The 15412-nt window shown below is 66.1% G+C and carries 10 protein-coding genes; 3 read left to right on the top strand and 7 right to left on the bottom strand.

Going from position 1 to position 15412, the window contains the following annotated elements; all coding sequences use genetic code 11:
* Nucleotides 1–8 precede the first annotated feature (8 nt).
* Entirely contained in the window at nt 9–953 is a 945-nt protein-coding gene (gene accD / locus BGO16_RS14085) for an acetyl-CoA carboxylase, carboxyltransferase subunit beta (protein WP_292619367.1), read from the top strand.
* A complete protein-coding gene (locus BGO16_RS14080; RefSeq protein WP_292619366.1) occupies nt 950–2278 on the top strand; it encodes a folylpolyglutamate synthase/dihydrofolate synthase family protein in 1329 nt (442 codons plus the stop codon). Before accD ends, BGO16_RS14080 begins: the two co-directional genes overlap by 4 nt.
* 145 nt (nt 2279–2423) lie before the next feature.
* Here the strand turns inward: BGO16_RS14080 and trxA are convergent, their stop codons facing one another.
* The 7 genes from trxA to BGO16_RS14045 form a co-directional block, all read right to left on the bottom strand.
* Nucleotides 2424–2744, bottom strand: a complete 321-nt coding sequence (gene trxA / locus BGO16_RS14075) for a thioredoxin (protein WP_009796619.1) — start codon at nt 2742–2744, stop codon at nt 2424–2426.
* Nucleotides 2745–2843: 99 nt separating this feature from the next.
* Nucleotides 2844–6335 carry a double-strand break repair helicase AddA gene (addA, locus tag BGO16_RS14070; protein ID WP_292619364.1) on the bottom strand — a complete coding sequence of 1164 codons (3492 nt, stop codon included), beginning with the start codon at nt 6333–6335 and terminating at the stop codon, nt 2844–2846.
* Nucleotides 6329–9484 (bottom strand): double-strand break repair protein AddB, encoded by a 3156-nt coding sequence (gene addB, locus BGO16_RS14065; RefSeq protein ID WP_292619362.1) that lies wholly within the window; start codon nt 9482–9484, stop codon nt 6329–6331. Before addB ends, addA begins: the two co-directional genes overlap by 7 nt.
* Nucleotides 9485–9554: 70 nt before the next feature.
* Nucleotides 9555–10277, bottom strand: coding sequence for a nucleotidyltransferase family protein (locus tag BGO16_RS14060; protein ID WP_292619361.1), 723 nt, complete (start codon nt 10275–10277; stop codon nt 9555–9557).
* Between the two features lie 382 nt (nt 10278–10659).
* Nucleotides 10660–10980, bottom strand: coding sequence for a PilZ domain-containing protein (locus tag BGO16_RS14055; RefSeq protein WP_292619360.1), 321 nt, complete (start codon nt 10978–10980; stop codon nt 10660–10662).
* Between the two features lie 90 nt (nt 10981–11070).
* Complete coding sequence (gene tsaE, locus BGO16_RS14050) at nt 11071–12594, bottom strand: tRNA (adenosine(37)-N6)-threonylcarbamoyltransferase complex ATPase subunit type 1 TsaE (protein ID WP_292619358.1); 1524 nt, start codon at nt 12592–12594, stop codon at nt 11071–11073.
* On the bottom strand, nt 12591–15107 hold the full coding sequence (locus tag BGO16_RS14045) for a PAS-domain containing protein (protein WP_292619357.1): 2517 nt from the start codon (nt 15105–15107) through the stop codon (nt 12591–12593). The genes tsaE and BGO16_RS14045 overlap by 4 nt, the downstream gene beginning before the upstream one ends.
* A 102-nt stretch (nt 15108–15209) precedes the next feature.
* On the opposite strand from BGO16_RS14045, the gene BGO16_RS14040 reads away from it, so the two are divergent.
* Nucleotides 15210–15412, top strand: a 203-nt coding sequence (locus tag BGO16_RS14040) for a hypothetical protein (protein WP_292619356.1), incomplete at its 3' end; no start/stop codon positions are given.

Below are 15412 nucleotides of genomic sequence, written 5' to 3'. Positions count from 1 at the left end.
AGTGAAGCATGAACTGGTTGACGAACGTCGTCCGCCCCAAGATCCGCAATATGCTCAAGCGCGAGACGCCGGAGAATCTCTGGATCAAGTGTCCGGACACCGGTCAGCTCGTGTTCTACAAGGACGTCGAGAGCAACCAGTTCGTCATCCCGGGCTCGAACTATCACATGCGCATGAGCGCGGACGCGCGGCTGCGTTCGATCTTCGACAACGAGACCTGGTACGACGTCGCGTTGCCCGAGGTGACCGCCGATCCGCTCAAGTTCCGTGACGAGCGCAGATATGTCGATCGCATCAAGGACGCGCGCGCCAAGACCGGACTCCATGATTCCGTGAAGGTCGGATACGGCAAGCTGGAAAGCGCCGGCGTCGTCGTCGCGGTGCAGGATTTCGATTTCATGGGCGGATCGCTCGGAATGGCGGCGGGTGAGGCCATCGTGCGCGGCATCGAACTCGCGGTCGAGAAGCAATGCCCGTTCATCGTGTTTGCGGCCTCCGGCGGCGCGCGGATGCAGGAGGGCGTGCTGTCGCTGATGCAACTGCCGCGCACCACCGTCGCCGTGCAGATGCTGCGCGAGGCAGGCCAACCCTACATCGTGGTGCTGACCAATCCGACCACCGGCGGCGTCACCGCGTCCTATGCGATGCTCGGCGACATCCACATCGCCGAGCCCGGTGCGCTGATCGGTTTCGCCGGCGCGCGCGTCATCGAGCAGACCATCCGCGAGAAATTGCCGGATGGCTTCCAGCGCGCCGAATATCTGCGTGACCACGGCATGGTCGACCTGGTGGTGCATCGCCATGAGTTGCGGCCGACGCTGGCGCGGCTGTGCCGGCTGCTGACCAAGGCGCCTGCGTTTGATGCGACGGCAGAGCCGCCGCCCGACACGGATGAGCCGGCCGAGCCGGTGCCTGCAACGGACGCGGCGCCGCCGCCTGCGCCTCCCGCGTGAGCGCTGCTCCGCCCCATCAGACGCCGCTCGGCGAGGTCGTCGCGCGAATCTCGAAGCTGCATCCGAAAAAGATCGATCTCACGCTCGGCCGGATGTGGCGCATCCTCGAACGGCTTGATCACCCCGAACGCCGGCTGCCGCCCGTCATTCATGTCGCAGGCACCAACGGCAAGGGCTCGACGATTGCCTATCTGCGCGCGATCCTAGAGGCCGCCGGCCTGAGGGTGCACGTCTTTACCTCGCCCTATCTGGTGCGGATCAACGAATGCGTGCGGCTGGCCGGAACGCTGGTCGGCGACGGCGACCTGCACGACGCGCTGCTCGAATGCGAGCGCGCCAACGGCGGCGAGCCTCTCACCCAGTTCGAGATCAAGACCGCCGCCGCCTTCCTGTTGTTCGCGAAAACTCCCGCCGACGTGCTGCTGCTGGAGGTCGGCCTCGGCGGCCGGCTTGACAGCACGAACGTGGTGGAAACGCCGCTCGCGAGCGTCATCACGCCGATCGGCATCGACCATGTCGAATTTCTTGGCGGCACGCTGATGCAGATCGCCGGCGAGAAGGCCGGCATCATCAAGCGTGGTGTGCCCGTGATCGCCGCTGCGCAGTTGCCGGAGGCGCAGGCCGTGATCGAGCAGCGGGCGAAGCAGATGCGCAGCCCGCTATACGCCGAGGGTCAGGACTGGCACGTCGGCATGGAGCATGGACGGCTGGTCTATCAGGACGAGCGCGGCCTGCTCGACCTTGCCGCGCCGCGACTGTTCGGTCGCCATCAGTTCGACAATGCCGGTCTCGCGGTCGCGACGCTGCGGGCGCAGGAACGCTTCAGCATCGACGCCGCGGCGTTCGAGCGCGGTGTCACGAGCGCGGAATGGCCGGCGCGAATGCAGCGGCTGACGTCAGGCAGGCTGGTGGATCGAGCGCCGCGCGACGCCGAGCTCTGGCTAGACGGCGGACATAATGTCGACGGCGGACGGGTGGCGGCGGCTGCGCTCGGCGATCTGGAGGAGCGGGTGTCGCGGCCGCTGGTGGTGATAACGGGCATGATGGGAAACAAGGATGCGCAAGGCTTCCTCGCCAACTTCGCGGGGCTGACCCGCCACGTCATCGCCGTGCCGATTCCGGATACGGAAAATGCGATGCCGCCGGACGTGCTGGCGGATGCTGCGCGCGCGTTCGACATGCGCGCCGAAACCGCCGTGAGCGTCAGCGCGGCGCTGCAGTCGGTGGCGCGGCTTGCCTATGAAATCCCGCCACGCATCCTGATCGCGGGGTCGCTCTATCTCGCCGGCCATGTGCTGGCGGAGAATGGCACGCCGCCGAACTAAAATTATTTATTTCGAGGCAAACGTATCGGTGATGCGTTGCGAGCGCTCTCCCCCGCAAGCGGGAGAGGTAAGAGGCACACCCAAACAAAAACGGCCGGTGGTGAACCGGCCGTTCGCAAAATTTTAGAAAAGCGGAAGCGAAGACTCAGACCGTGGCGGTGATCCACTGCTCCAGCTTCTGCTTCGGCGCCGCGCCGACCTGACGCGAGGCCAGCTCGCCGCCCTTGAAGATCATCAGCGTCGGAATCGACATCACGCCGTATTTCGAAGCCGTCCGCGGGCTCTCGTCGACGTTGAGCTTGACGATCTTGACTTTGCTGCCCATCGCGCTGGAAATCTCGTCCAGCACCGGGCCGATCATGCGGCAGGGACCGCACCACTCGGCCCAGAAATCGACCACGACCGGGCCAGTCGCCTTGAGCACTTCCGCTTCGAAATTGGCGTCCGAAACCTTGCCAACAGCCATGGAATACCTCGTTGCCTCAATGAGAGCGCGCGCCGTGAAAGGAATGCGCTTGCGCTTATGTGCCAAGTTAAGAAGGCGATCCTGCCGGGTCAAGGTTTCTCACGCCGAGATGAGGGCTTCCAGCTCGGCATCAAGCATCGCGGCCGAAATCTCCATTAATTCAGGCGTCTCGGTCCAGAGCAGCGCGGCCTTGACGGGAAATTTCGGATACAGCCGGGCCAGCACCGCGCGGTAGAGCGCAAGCTGGCGGACATAGGCCGGCGGCGCTTGGGCGGCGCTTGCGGGCATCGCGTGGCCGGTCTTGTAGTCGACGATCAGAACCGCCTCCGGCGTGATCACCAGGCGGTCGATCTGGCCGGAGACCAGCACGGGATCGCCGTGCCGCGTCGTCAGCCGCCCGGCGATCGCCACCTCGGCCCGGCTGCCGTCGGCAAAAACCGGTGCGAACCGCGCATCAGCGATCAGGGACAGCACCTGCGCCGCCAGCACGTCGCGCTCGGCCTCGCTCCAGTTGCCCGCATTGCGGGCGAGATGGGCCAGCGCGGTGTCGCGGCGGCGACCGGCCGGCATGTCGGGCAGCGATTGCAGCAGACGATGCACCAGCGTGCCGCGCAACAGCGCGCGGTTGCGCTGGTCTGTGGATTCGCCGGGCCGGATGCGTCGATACGCCGTGTCGTCCGCCTCCGAGGGGCGAAGCGGCCGGTTCGCGGGCGCCGTCCGCGCAGCCTTCGCATGCAGCCATGGCGGGAGAACGATCTGCGCGGCGATGGTCTCTGCCACCGGACTGGTTGCGGCTGATGCGGGCTCCCCCGGTCGGCTGTAGCGCCTGACAGTGCCGGCGGCGGTCTCGATCTCCTGCATCGCGAGGCCGGACTTTTCCAGGCCCTTGCCGATCAGGTCGTACCAGGACAAGTCCCGCACCTCCTTGCGGTTGCCGGGCATACATCCGCCGACGATCAGGCGATCGGCCGCGCGCGTCATCGCCACGTAAAGCAGGCGGCGGTATTCGTCCTCGGTCTCCGCGATCATGGCGGCGCGGGCCTGCGCCACGCGAGGCGGATCCTCGGCCTTCCTGCCGGCCCAGACCGTGACGCCTGCCGCGTCGGCCGGCGCGTTGCCCCGCGCCATGCGGATCAAGCTGAGGCGCTCGGTGTCGGCCGGCGAGGTCACGGTATCGGCGAGGAACACCACCGACGCCTCCAGTCCCTTGGCGCCATGGACGGTCATCACCCGCACCTCGTCGCGCGAGATTTCCATGTCGCGCTTCACCTCGGTGTCGGCGGCGCGCAGCCAAGCCATGAATCCCTGCAGCGCCGCGGGAGCCTTGCGCTCATAAGTCAGCGCCAGTTCGAGGAATTCGTCGAGCGCGTCATTCGCTTCATGGCCGAGACGCCGCAGGATCCGCCGCCGTCCGCCGTCTTCGCCCAAAAGCCACGCGTAGAACGCGAACGGCGTCTGCCGTGCGGCGCTTCGTTCGCACAGCTTCAGGCGATCGAACGCGTCGCGGAATTTGTCGCCTGCCGCGGCGTGGCCGGCGAGCGCATCGCGCAGCGAGCCCTCGCGCTGCCGGGCCAGCGTGAACAGGTCGTCGTCGTCGAGGCCGAACAGCGGACTCTTTAGCGCCACCGCCAGCGCCAGGTCGTCCTGCGGCAGCAGCAGCGCATCCGCAAGGTTCATCAGGTCGATGATCGCGATGTGCTCGGTCAGCTTGAGGCGGTCGGCGCCGGCAACCGGAATGCCGGACTGCTTCAGCGCCTGGATGATCGCATCAAAAGCGTTGCCGCGCCGCCGCACCAGCACCATCACGTCGCCGTAGCTGAGCGGACGGCGCGCGCCTTCATGTCCGGTCATGGTGCTCCGTGCGAGCAGCGCCTTGATCTCGCTCTGGATGCGCCGCGCCAGCTTGACTTCCGGACTGGTCGCCGAGACCGCGTCGAACGGCGCGCGCCAGCCTTCGATCTCCTCCCGCTTGTCGCGCTCCTCCAGACTCCAGAGCTCGACGATGCCGGGCGCGGCGTCGGCCAGCGATTCATGCACGGGATGGGCGCCGACCGCATGGATGCTGCCGTAGATCGCCTGGTCGCGAAACACGTAATCGACGGACTCCAGAATCGTTTTGCCGGAGCGGAACGAGTAGATGAAATCCTCTTTCCGGAACGGGAGATTCGCGTCGGTGAACTTGCCCTCCAGCTTGCGTCGCCGTTCGTCGAATTCGCGCGGCGCCGCGCCCTGGAACGAGAAGATCGACTGCTTCTCGTCGCCGACCGCGAACACCGTTCGGCGCACGCCCTCACGCGCGCCTTCGCCGGTCGTGAAGTCCGCGATGATGCGCTCGACGATGTCCCACTGCTTCGGGCTCGTGTCCTGCGCCTCGTCGATCAGCACATGGTCGACGCCGCGATCGAGTTTGTAATGGACCCAGCCCGGCGAGGTCTGGTTCAGCATGTCCAGCGTCTTGTCGATCAGGTCGTCGTAATCAAGCAGGCCGCGTTCCTGCTTCTCGCGCCGATAATTCGCGGCGATCGCGGTTGCGATGACCAGCAGCGATTGCGTGCGGTCGCGAATGGTGAGGGCGCGGCGACGCTCGAGTAGCGCGGTCACGCGCAGGCATTCATCGGCGAGCATGTCAGCGATATCAGGCCTTACATCGCTTATCTTCTTTGTGACAAAGGATTTGCGCGGGCTGCCGTCGCCGGTCAGGAAGACATCGAGATAGCGATCTGTTTGCGCGGCTTCGCCGATCATGGCATGTGCTTCACGCAGGCGTTTGGTTTGCTCCATGTCGGATTTGTTGCCCGCTTCCAGAACCGCGGCGAGCGTCTGCCATTCCGATCGCGGCAGGTTCGGCCCATCGATGATCTCGCGTTCGACATCCTCGACCCGACCGGCGGGATCGACGCCGAGCACGGCGGCGACGTCGCGGATTGCCTGCTCGATGCCGCGATCCTCGGTCCAGGCCATGACGTGATCGCGGCTGAGGCAGGCCTGATTGAGGACGTCCCGCAGCGTGGTGTCAGCCGCTGCGCCCATGGCGTATTGCAGCGCGCGACCGCCGGCGCTGTCCGGATTCTGCGAGGCAGCGAGCATGACCTTGAGGCTGGCGCGCTCCATCATCTCGGTCTGGTCGCGCTCGTCGAGCACAGTGAAGCGCGCGGGCACCCGCGCCTCGAACGGAAACTGCTGCAACAGCCGCGTGCACAGCGCGTGGATGGTCTGCACCTTCAAGCCGCCCGGCGTTTCCAGTGCGGAGGCGAACAGTTTGCGCGCCCGTTCGCGCCATTTCACATCGGGTTGCGCGATACCGACGTCGCGCAGCGCCGCGTTCAATGCGTCATCGTCGAGCGTGACCCATTGCCCGAGCGTCGAGAACACCCGCTCCGACATGTTGGCGGCGGCGGCCTTGGTGAAGGTGATGCAGAGAATGCGCGCGGGGTCGACGCCGTTGAGCAGCAGGCGGATCACGCGCTGTACCAGAACATGCGTCTTGCCCGATCCGGCATTGGCGGACACGAACACCGAGGTCGCCGGATCGGACGCACGCTGCTGGCGCGCGCTGGCATCGGGATGAACCGGGCGGGACGCCTTCACCATTCCTCCAGTCCCAGACTGCCGGCCGCCGACCATTCCTTGATCCGCGCGAGATCGTCGTAAGTGCCGTAGCGCGTCTTCCACATCGGCAGGTCGAGCGAGGTATAGCCCTGTGCCTCATTGTCGAAGGCGCGGATCAGCGCGGTAAGCTGCTCAAGCGCCCGGTCGGCGGCCTGATCCGGCGATTGCCGGGCGGTCTTGCCGTTGTCGAGATCGACAGGCTTGGGTTCGCCGGGCGGATTGTTGCCGCTGAGGCGAACATAGACGAGTTCGTTCACGGACGCGCCCGCGGGAATGCCTGCAAAGCCGCCGCCGCGCAGGATCGCGGATTCCAGCGTCAGCTGCGGCGATAGTCCAAGCCGCACCTGCTTGCTGCTCGGCGGGCTGCCGGTCTTGTAGTCGAGGATGGCGAAGCTTCCGTCGCCGAGATGCTCGATGCGGTCGGCGCGGGCGGACAGGATAAACTTGCGATCCCCTTCGATTGCGATCTCGATTGCGCCGCTGACCTCGGCGTCGATCGTCACGAGTTGCCCCCGGCGCGACCGCTCCCAATCCGCGGACCATGCCGCGATGCGCTGGAAGCGCGGCCACCACAGCGCGCGCGCCTCGGGGCGTTGCATCAATGGTGCGAAACGGCTTTCGCCGACGGCGCGAAGCACCTCCGCGGGATTGTCCGGCAAGGCCGCCGGATAGGCTTTGGTGAAATCGCCGAGCGCGTCGTGGATCGCAGAGCCGCGATCGGCCGCCGACAGCGGCATGTCCACGGCATCAAGCGGCGTGAGTTTCAAAATGTGTTTGGCGTAGATGGTATAGGGGTCGCGCAGCCAGTCCTCGATCGCGGTCACCGACAACCGCGTCGGCCGCGCCGTACGCGGCGGCTTCGGCGCGGGCTGTGCGATGGGCTTGACCTCGTCGGGACGGTCGAGCGCCTCGGCGTATCGAACGTAGCGCGCGCCGGCTTGCAGCGCGGCGGCCCAGCGCTCACTGCCTGCGACGGCTTCGAGCCGATGCAGGAATCGCGAGGCCACCGCCGGCGCGCCGGCGGCCTTGGCGGCGTGGCTGAGGATGACATCCTCCGCGCCGAGCAGTTGCGCGAAGTCGTGCGCGGACAGGCCGATGCGCCGCTCCGGAAGGTCGAGCCCAAGCTCGTGCCGCATCGGGCGGCTGAGCCAGGGATCGTTCGGCGGCGCCGGCGGCCACATGCTTTCGACGAGGCCGCCGAGAATGACGCGGTCGCATTGAGTAAGACGCGCTTCGAGCGGACCATAGATGCGCAGATTCGCTGTCGTGGCCTGCGGCCGTCGCACGATGCGGTCGCGGAATGCGGTCTCGAACACCTCGGGATAGTCGGCGATCCCCACCGTCAGGCCGCTGCGCTCGCCTGCCTCGCCGAGATCATCGAATGCCTTCGCAAGTGATACGCCATCCTGTCCCTCGAACGCGACGGCGACGCCTTGATCGTCGCGCGACAACGCCTCGATCGCGTCGCGATGCAACGCGGCGAGCACGGTGAAGTCCGCCGACCGCGTTGCGCCATCGCCTTCGAGCGGCGCCAGCGCGGCCTGCAAGGCCGCGATCAACGTCCAGGCTTCGTCAATCTGATGCGGTTTCAGCGCGGCGCGGGGCTCGCTGCGATGCAACGACGAACTCTCGCCACGACCGAGCTTGTCCAGTTCGTCGCTGAATCGCGCGAACTCATCCGCCAGTCCCTTGCTGCCCGGCGGCGGTCGCGTGCCGCGCAGGATCGCCAGTTCCAGTGTACTAACTGCGCGCGTCCATCCGCCGCCGGTGCGCCCGAGCCGGCACAACGGATGCTTGAGCAATGCCAGCAGCGTCGGCGGCTCCAGAGCATTGCAGGCTGTCTCCGCCACCAATCGCGCAAAAATTCCCGCGGGCGTATCCATCAGCGCGTCGCCGCCGGAATCGTCGAAGTCGAGATTCCAGCGGCCGAGTGCGGCCATCACGCGCCGTGCCAGCGCACGGTCGGGCGTCACCAGCGCCGCGGTTTTGTTCAGGTCGCACGCCTCGCGCATTGCGACGGCGATGCCGAGCGCCTCCATTTCCGGATTGGCGGCGGCGATCACGGCGAGGCTGGTCATGCCGGCTGCGATTTTCTCCGCGACATCGGGCTCGGCAAGCCGCGTGTGCCACTTCGCTGTGGCGTCCGAGGGGCGCATCGCCTCCGAGGCCAGCAGCTCGCGCCCGTGTGGCGCAGGCGCACCGAGCGTCGCCACCTCGCTGCGTGCGATGCCGAACCGCTTGAGCAGGGCGTGCAGCGCGAACTGCGGATGGCCGGCGGCGGGCGCCGTGATGAAGTCGCCGCTCGTTTTGTCCCTGACGCCGCCGATCAGTTGCCACGCGTCTTCGTCGAGGTCGGTGTCGAGCCCCGGCAGCACCACCGCGCCTTGCGGCAATCCGGCGATGACATGCAGCAGCTTCGCGGTCGACGGCATCGACCCGGTGGACCCTGCCGCGATCACCGGCCCGGCGTGGTGAGCGGCAAGCCGCGCGGCTTCAGCCTCGATCAGGCGGTCGCGCCGTGCCGCCGGTTCGATCCGGCCCGTTTCCTTTAGGTGCGCCGGCCAGAACTCGCGCGCGATCTTTAGGAAATCGAGCGTGAGCTGCCAGTATCTGTCGAGCGCGTCGGGCACCAGCGTGTCGAGCGCGCGCCAGTCCACGCCGCGCGTCACCATATCGTCCATCAGCCGCGCGAGATCGTCGGCGAGCGCCAGCGTCGAGGCCGGACCGCCGAGAACCAGCGGCGTCTGCGCCGGATCGCCGGGCTTCAGTTGCCGCGCCCATGCGTCGATGAGCTGCGCGAGCGCCAGCCGGCGCGACAGCCCGTCAAGCGCGGGCGGCACGTCGAGCGTCTCCGCCGAAGGGGAGGCGGCCTGCGCGAAGGCCAGTTCGTCCTCGTCGAGGTCGCCGAGCGCGACAATGTGCGGCAGGATCACGGCATCGACATTCAGCACATCGAGAAAGATGTCGTGCGCCATGCGGCCGGCGCGACGGGTCGGCAGATAGAGCGTGACCTCGGCGAGCCGTTCGGGCTGCGCGCGCGGATGGAATCCCTCGATCAGCGCGCCATCGACCAGCGCGGTGATGATGGTGCGCAGAAACGGCGCTGACGGGGGGACGTTGCGGACGCGCATGAAGGACCTTGATTCGGGATCAGGCCATCATGGCACGCGCGGGGAGCGACGACGACCCGCGACGACCTGCTCAGGCGGCGTTGACCAGCACCGCTTTCTCGGCGGCCTCGATGGCGTCGGGCGTTCCGACATGCATCCAGACGCCGTCGAGCCGCAGCCCGAACAGGCGTTCGCGCTCGTTGGCGCGATCGAACATGGTCGTCAGCGAGAACTCGCTGACGGGTGCGCCGGCGAACAGCGTGGGCGACATGATGGCGACGCCGGCATAGACGAACGGAACGACCTGATTTTCCTTGCGCTTACGCAGTGCGCCGTCGGGAAGCATGGCGTAGTCGCCGCTGCCGGCATAGCCGATGCTGCCCGTGGTCGGCGCCATCAGCAGCAGGATGTCCATGCTCGCGGGATCGAAGGTCTCGGCCATTCGCGTCAGGTTAGGACGCGCGCCATCGATCCACATGGTGTCGGCGTTGAGATGGAAGAACGGCGCATCCCCAAGGAGAGGCAGGGCTTTGGCCACGGCCCCGCCAGTGCCCAGTACCTCGTCGCGCTCGTCGGAGATGATGATCCGCGGACGGCTGCGATGCGCGACGTGGTCGATGATCTGGTCCGGCAAATAGCGGACGTTGACGACCGCTTCGCTGACGCCCGCATCCGCCAGCCTGTCCAGCACATGATCGAGCAGCGGCTTGCCGGCCACCGGCAACAAGGGTTTCGGCATCCGTTCCGTCAGCGGTCGCATGCGCAGGCCGAGACCTGCGGCGAGCACCATGGCTCTGGTCGGGGTGACGGGCATTCTCGGCGAGGTCTCCGGCGCTTCCTATAGTGTTTTCAAGCGAGGCATGTCCTCAGGCTTGACCGAGGATGGATATAAGTCCGCGTAAAAAAACGCATCAAAACAAAACCCATGGCGTTTTCAAGCGAAGTGGACACCGGTTCGCGTGAAGAAAACGCGTCAAAACAAAAACGTGAGCCCGGCTTTGAGTCCATCGAAGCCGGGAATAGCTCTGACCGATTCATCGAATAATATCATGACAAGGGCCAGTCGATCGACAGCTCACGCGATAGCCCCTGGGCGTGACGCAAGCGTGACAGCAAAAAGGTGTGTTCGGGTGAGTTCTCGTTATTTTTTCTGAAAGCCGGTTTCCGATTGTATCGGAAGCGAAATGACTCGAGGATCAGGCGTCCGCGGTGGCGCCATTGCGCCTGCCGGCCTTTTTCTTCTTGTCGCTTGGTTTCAGAAAATTGACGCCGATCTGGTCGCCATTGACCCAGGCGAGCTCGCAGCGGCGATAGGCGAGCCCGGTGGACGACAGCAGCAGGAAGAATTCCTTCAGGTGAAGGCCTTCGATGGAACCTTCGATGGTCAGCTTGGCGCCATGTTCGGAAACATCCTCCATGGTGCAGTCACGGCGCCAGGTGCCGTCGATGCCCATCATATGGGCGCCGTATCCGCGCTCGAAGGTGACACGTTCGCCCCGTCGCCGTTCCGCACCCATGGCTTGCTCCCGTCGAGGACCGCACCGCCGTGCGGCTTTGAGTCGCAGAGGTTAGGGCACGACCTCTAACAAGCCGTAAAGCAAATCCGTTCAAGCCGCCGGAGGCGGAACATGAGCCTGATACCAGGCCCGGGCCGCCGACAATGAGGGATGGGCCAGTGAGCGGGTCAGATAGGTCCAGATCCGGGGCTGATGGAGCAGGTAGTGCGGTTTGCCGTCGCGCCGGTTCAGCCGCGCGAAAGTGCCGAGCAGCCGCGTGTTGCGCTGCGCCGACATGACGGCATAGAGTTCGGCGAAGCCGGCGGGATCGAACGGCGCGCCGCTCCCCAGCCGCGCCTTCACGTAACGGGTCAACAGCGCGAGTTCGAGTGGTTCCGGCACGTCCACTCGCGCATCCTGCAAAAGCGAGACAAGATCGTAGGCGGCGGGACCGAGCACGGTATCCTGAAAATCGATGATGCCGACCTGTCCGATGTCGCGACGCTGGTCCAGCCAGATCAAATTGGGCGAATGGTAATCACGCAGCACCCAGCTCTTCGGCGCAGCATTTGCCTTCTCCAGCAACGCGCGCCACAGCGCTATGAATTCCGCGCGCACGTCCTCGCCTGGTTCGACGCCGCGGTCCGGCAGATACCAGTCCAGCATCAGGCCGACCTCGACCAGCATCGCCCCGGTATCGAATGGCGGAATGGTGTAGGGAATATGCGGCGCGACTGACAGGATTGCGGGCAGCGTCCGGCCATGCAGCGCCGCCAGCAGGTCGGTGGCGGCCTGATAACGCTCGGCGATCGGCGCAGGCGGCGTGCCTTCGACGAAGCCCGCGCTGCCGAAGTCCTCGGTGATGAGGAATCCCCACTCCAGATCGGCATGATGGATCGCGGGCGCGGAAAAGCCCTGATCGCGCAGGCCGCGCGCGATGGCGACGAAAGGTTTGACGTCTTCGGCAAGGTGCACGGCCGCGCTGTAGGACTTGCCGTCGTGGATCGCGGGCCCATCGGGCCGCTTCGGCGCGTTCATCAGGATGAAGCTCGTGTCGCCGCGGATCAGCCGGGCGTAGGAGCGCGTCGAGGCGTCGCCCGCCATGCGCTGCCGTTTCGCATCGCCATGGCCGGCGTCATCGAGGAACTGCCGCAGCGCCGCCAGCCGCGCGACCTGAGCCGCGGCCTTGCCGTAACCGGTGATTTCGGCCGCACGGGCGGCCGAGCCGAGCGCCGGACGATGACTGAAGGCGATGTCGATCCGGTCGGCGGGCAGGGCGCCGGCCGCGCGTTCCGGCCATTCGATCAGCACCACCGTTCCTTCGGGCAGCGGTGCGAGGCCGATCTCCTCGAGTTCGCCGGGGCCGCTGATGCGGTAGAGGTCGGTGTGGAGCAGCGGATAGGGCGGCAGATCGTAATGCTGCGCCAGCGTGAACGTCGGGCTCGGTACCTCCATCGTGTCGTCGCCGGCGAGGTAGCGGATCATGGCGCGGGCGGCTGCGGTCTTGCCCGCGCCGAGATCGCCCGACAGCGTGATGACGTCGCCGGGGCCGACCAGCAGCGCGAGGTCGGCCATCAGATGCGCGGTCGCGGTCTCGTTGGCGAGCGCGGTTGTGAATGTCGAAGGTTCGCTCATTCAGCGGCGTTGCGCTGCGCGCTCCGGTCGAGCGGAAAATCGCAAACGACCCGGGTGCCGCGCTTGACGGTGGAATCGAAATGCACACGCCCGCCATGGAGTTCGACGAAGGAGCGCACCAGCGACAGGCCAAGCCCCGCGCCGCGGTGTCGCGAGCCGTTGGCGTGGCTTTCGAACCAGTCGAACGCCTTGTCCTTGACCTCGGGTGGAATGCCGGGACCTTCATCCATCACGGCAAATCGTACGCTGTGCTCGGTGCGACGGGCGCTCACCGTGATCACGGCGTCCGGCGGCGAGAAGTTGGCGGCATTGGCGAGCAGGTTGTAGAGGACCTGCATAATGCGGCGCTCGTCGCCGATGAAGTTGCCGATGTCCGAATCGACATCGACATTCAGGACGATGCGGTCGCGGGTCAGGCGGTCCTGAATGCCCTCGGCCGCCGCCGCGATGGTCTTGCGCACATCGACCGGCCCGAGTTCGAGCGTCATGGCGCCGGCGTCGATGGTGGCGAGGTCGAGGATGTTGTTGGTCAGCGCGAGCAGCGCATCGGTCGACGAGGTGATGTAGTTGACATACTCGGCCTGCTTTTCGGTGAGCGGCCCGGTGCCGGGATCGTTCATCAGGTGTGCGAAGCCGATGATGGTGGTCAGCGGCGAACGCAATTCATAAGAGACGTGATGGACGAAATCGACCTTCATCTGGTCGGCGGCCTCGAGCGCGTCGTTGCGCTCGCGCAGCGCGCGCTCCACGTTCTCGCTGTCGGTGATGTCGTGGAACGTCAGCATGGTGGCGCCGTCGGGCAGCGGCATGGTCATGCAGTCCAGCACGCTGCCGTCCTTGCGCTCGAGCTTGAGCGGCACCGCGGCGCGATTGTCGATGCCGGTGACGGCGTTGCGAATCGTCCGCCACGCGCCGTCGTCGTCGAACAGCGGCTTGCACCAGCCTTCGACGGTATCGATATGCGGCTGTTCCGCCAGCGCCTCGGGCGAGAGCTTCCACATCCGCGCGAAGGCCGGATTGAAAAGCTGTGCGCGTCCGTTGCTGCCGAACACCGCGACCGCTTCGGTCAGGCTGTCCAGCGTCTCGCGCTGCACGGTGATGAGGCGGTCGTAACGCCGCGCCAGGTCCAGGCTTTCGGTGACGTCGTCGAACAGATAGATGACGCCGCCTTCCGGGTTCGGCGTGGTGACGATGCTGAGCGCGCGTCCGTCCGGCAGATACCAGACGTCCTTGGCCGCTTCGTTGGCGCGATAGGCTTCGTGCAGACGGGCCTTCCAGGCGCGGAAGTCCGGCTGCTCCGGAAGTTTGCGCGCGGCGCGCAGGCGATCGAGCACGCTGGAATCATCCGGGTTGCCGTCGAGAAAGGCGCGGTCGAGGTCCCAGAGCCGGCGATAGGAATCGTTGTAGAACGCCAGCCGCCGCCGGCCGTCGAATACCGCGACACCGGATGACAGCTGGTCGAGGGTGCGGCGATGCGCGTCTGCCATCCGCTCCAGCGTCTGGCGCAGCTTGACGGCTTCGCCCGCGTCGAGCGCGATGCCGGCGCTTCCGCCGGCGGCGCGAAGCGCGTGCACGTCATACATCCGACGCTCGCCGCCGATCACGATCGGCAGTCGCGCGGTAAAGGTCGCGTGCTCGCTCAGCGCCCGCGCCATCGCGATGCGGTCGTCGCTGTCGAGCAGTTCGAGATTGCGCTGGATTGCATCCGCGGCGTCGACGGCTTCGGTGGCGCGCGCGTAGGCGGCATTGGCGAAATTGAGCTTGCCGTCGTTGCCGCGCGCCCACAGCGGCCATGGCGCGGCGGCCGCGAAGGCCCGCAGCATTGCGGTTTCTTCCCGCAGGCTGTCATGGCGCAGAGTCATCTCGGCGAAGTCGCGCCGCAATCCGCCGAGGTCGCGGATCCGCACGATGGCCTGGCCGCCGATGGCGCGGCCCATGGCCTCCACGGTTCGCCCGGCCGACGTGATCAGGTTGAGCAGGAAACCTTCGCCCGCGCTGCGCAGCGCATCGACCGCATGATCCATCTGCAACGCCGGTTCCGGCGGCAGCCAGGTTCCGAACGCCAGAATCCGCAAGGGCTGTTTCGCATCCTGCGGCAACAGCAGCGCGGTGTCGCCGCTGATTCGGGGGCGATCCTCGCCGGCGCCCCAGGAAATCAAAACCTGCGGTTCTGCGAACAGCAGCGCGCGGAAGCGATCGGCTTCCGATTGAAGCTCGCGGATTTCGGTGCGCAGCCGCTGCTCGTTGGCGGCAGCGCGGATGCGCGTGCGCATCAGCAGGATGGCGCAGACCACCGAGAAACCGAGCACGCCCAGCGCTACCGCCAGCGCGGTCAGATCCTGCCGGCTGAGATTCGTGAAGGTCTGGATCAATCGCTCCGGCAAGCCAGGTTCCGTGGCCCATGCGGGCGTTATGTCGATGAGACCGGCCGCGCCAGCGCCCGCGATGCCGCCCTGCACCAGCGAAGTGCATGACAGCAAGGTCCGACGCATCACTGCGATTACGCCCGACATGCCTGCCCCAAACTGCGCGACGATACGACCGGCGAATTGCTCACCGTTCCCGAATCGACCAACATTACGCTTAAGCGGACTCGAGGGGTAAGAGTCCAGACCATGAACGGGAATCCGGCGAGGGAAAAATGCGCGGCCGCGACATTTCCGAAACGATTGTTGCAAAATAGAATCGATTTTTTGCTGCGACGAGGCGTGACCTTGAGAGCGCTAGGGTCCGTACTCAATAAGGATTCCCACGAGCGGGGCTATGTGATTCAAGCTTTCCATGATCTGGGGGCTTGGATGGCGAAGCAGGTTTATTG

The sequence above is a fragment of the Nitrobacter sp. 62-23 genome (genome assembly GCF_001897285.1).
GTDB lineage: Bacteria > Pseudomonadota > Alphaproteobacteria > Rhizobiales > Xanthobacteraceae > Nitrobacter.
This window is presented reverse-complemented; position numbering and strand designations above follow the sequence as displayed.

Excerpts from the sequence above, each read along its gene's own strand:
- BGO16_RS14055 (WP_292619360.1), bottom strand. The coding sequence starts at position 10,980 with ATGGGTGCGGAACGGCGACGGGGCGAACGTGTCACCTTCGAGCGCGGA.
- tsaE (WP_292619358.1), bottom strand. The coding sequence starts at position 12,594 with ATGAGCGAACCTTCGACATTCACAACCGCGCTCGCCAACGAGACCGCG.
- trxA (WP_009796619.1), bottom strand. The coding sequence starts at position 2,744 with ATGGCTGTTGGCAAGGTTTCGGACGCCAATTTCGAAGCGGAAGTGCTC.
- accD (WP_292619367.1), top strand. The coding sequence starts at position 9 with ATGAACTGGTTGACGAACGTCGTCCGCCCCAAGATCCGCAATATGCTC.
- addB (WP_292619362.1), bottom strand. The coding sequence starts at position 9,484 with ATGCGCGTCCGCAACGTCCCCCCGTCAGCGCCGTTTCTGCGCACCATC.
- BGO16_RS14060 (WP_292619361.1), bottom strand. The coding sequence starts at position 10,277 with ATGCCCGTCACCCCGACCAGAGCCATGGTGCTCGCCGCAGGTCTCGGC.
- BGO16_RS14045 (WP_292619357.1), bottom strand. The coding sequence starts at position 15,107 with ATGTCGGGCGTAATCGCAGTGATGCGTCGGACCTTGCTGTCATGCACT.
- addA (WP_292619364.1), bottom strand. The coding sequence starts at position 6,335 with ATGGTGAAGGCGTCCCGCCCGGTTCATCCCGATGCCAGCGCGCGCCAG.